Below are 1,431 nucleotides of genomic sequence, written 5' to 3' on the forward strand. Positions count from 1 at the left end.
GGCTACTAGCCCGACCACCCTCCGATCCCTCCCGAACCCGGCCCAGCGCCGGGCATTTTTCGTTTCAGGAGCCCGCCATGACCGATTTTCTCACCCGCTATTCATGCCTGCTCGACGTCGGCACCACCGCCAACGCTGCGCGCGCCTTCGACATCTACACGGCGCTGATCACCGAGAACGCCCGCGAAGACCCGCCGGCCGAGCCATTCCTGCTCTCGCTGACGCCGGAGCACGGACCGCCCCGCCTTTGGCTGCGCGATGCCGGCAGCGCCGACCAGCGGCTCGCGGTCACCTTCGTGACACGCTGCGCCGAGGCTTTCGGCCTGACCGGTCGCTGGGGATTCCAATGGGCGAACATCGCCTCGGAGCCCGTCGTCGACGGCTTCTCCGGCGGCGCCCATGTCCTCGACCTTTCCACCGGCCAGACGCTCGAATGGACCAGCACCGGGCGCTGGCTCGCCGACCGGCTTGCCGAGGGAGGCGCGCGATGAGCATCCCCGACCATGCCCGCGCCAACTTCCAGACCTTGCTGCGCGCCGCTTCGAGCGGCGACCTGGCGCTGATGGAATGCACGGAGGTCGCGACCGGCGAGACCCGCTACGTCATCTGCGCCGTCGGGCGCGATGCCGACGACTTCGTGTTCACGCCGTTCGGCCATCTGGTCGACGGCAATCCGTTCGAGCTTTATCGTCCGCCCGAGGCCTCGACCTGAGGGCGGACGCGCTCGAACAGGTCCGCGACGATCGCGCAGGCCTTGGCCGGGAACGCCTCGTCACCGGTCGGCACGACGAAGCTGTCGAACGCGTGCTTCGGATAGTAGGCGTTCAGCACGCAGACGACACCGTCCAGCTCGCCCACCGCCTTCAGGCCTGCGGCCTTGGCGAAGGCCAGCGCCTTCTCCAGATCGTGGCGGACATCCCGGCGACAGCGATCGTCGCTCCAGCCCTGGGCGACGAGGAACGCCTTCAGCGCCAGTTCGGTGGCAATGGCGATCGCGTAGCAGATCTCGCGCGCGTCGCGACGATCGGCCGAGGCAGGGCTCGGCAGAAACCCTTCACCCTTGGCGAGGAACACAGAGGCGAGCTTGTGGTCGATCTCGTCACCGCTACCAGACCGCCACTTCCCACTGACCGTTGACCCTGGCGAAGCTGATCGGACGGTTCTGCGGAGCCGCGCCGGGCTTCGTCGGGTCCATGACGAGCTGCGTCATGCAGGTCACACCAGGCCCGACGCCGCCCGGCGAGCAGTCGCCGAGCTTCAGCGTCGCACGTTCGAGCGACGTGCCCGTGAACCGACGATAGCGCCGCACGGCAGCCGTCGCTTCTTCCTCGCTCGGCTGCGCCACACCGGCGGCCGCGGCTGCCGACGCCGCAACGGGCGCAGCGGCGACAGGTGAGATCACCGGCCGCAGAATGAAGCCCGCGCCGAATC

The 1,431-nt window shown here is 68.8% G+C and carries 4 protein-coding genes; 2 read left to right on the forward strand and 2 right to left on the reverse strand.

All coding sequences use genetic code 11. The features are described 5' to 3' along the window. Nucleotides 1-77: 77 nt before the first annotated feature. Both JHD07_RS29860 and JHD07_RS29865 read left to right on the forward strand, forming a co-directional pair. Nucleotides 78-491, forward strand: a complete 414-nt coding sequence (locus tag JHD07_RS29860) for a hypothetical protein (protein WP_291628667.1) — start codon at nt 78-80, stop codon at nt 489-491. Continuing rightward, nucleotides 488-712, forward strand: coding sequence for a DUF6117 family protein (locus JHD07_RS29865; protein ID WP_291628669.1), 225 nt, complete (start codon nt 488-490; stop codon nt 710-712). Before JHD07_RS29860 ends, JHD07_RS29865 begins: the two co-directional genes overlap by 4 nt. Here the strand turns inward: JHD07_RS29865 and JHD07_RS29870 are convergent. Both JHD07_RS29870 and JHD07_RS29875 read right to left on the reverse strand, forming a co-directional pair. Beyond that, nucleotides 685-1,074, reverse strand: a complete 390-nt coding sequence (locus JHD07_RS29870) for a hypothetical protein (RefSeq protein ID WP_291628671.1) — start codon at nt 1,072-1,074, stop codon at nt 685-687. The genes JHD07_RS29865 and JHD07_RS29870 overlap by 28 nt on opposite strands. Before the next feature lie 31 nt (nt 1,075-1,105). Then, nucleotides 1,106-1,431, reverse strand: a 326-nt coding sequence (locus JHD07_RS29875) for a hypothetical protein (protein WP_291628673.1), incomplete at its 5' end; no start/stop codon positions are given.

Origin of the sequence: Bradyrhizobium sp., from assembly GCF_016462955.1 — a bacterium.
Lineage (GTDB): Bacteria > Pseudomonadota > Alphaproteobacteria > Rhizobiales > Xanthobacteraceae > Bradyrhizobium.

Bases quoted from the DNA above. Each gene is read 5' to 3' on its own strand.
- JHD07_RS29860 (WP_291628667.1), top strand. From the start codon at position 78: ATGACCGATTTTCTCACCCGCTATTCATGCCTGCTCGACGTCGGCACC.
- JHD07_RS29865 (WP_291628669.1), top strand. From the start codon at position 488: ATGAGCATCCCCGACCATGCCCGCGCCAACTTCCAGACCTTGCTGCGC.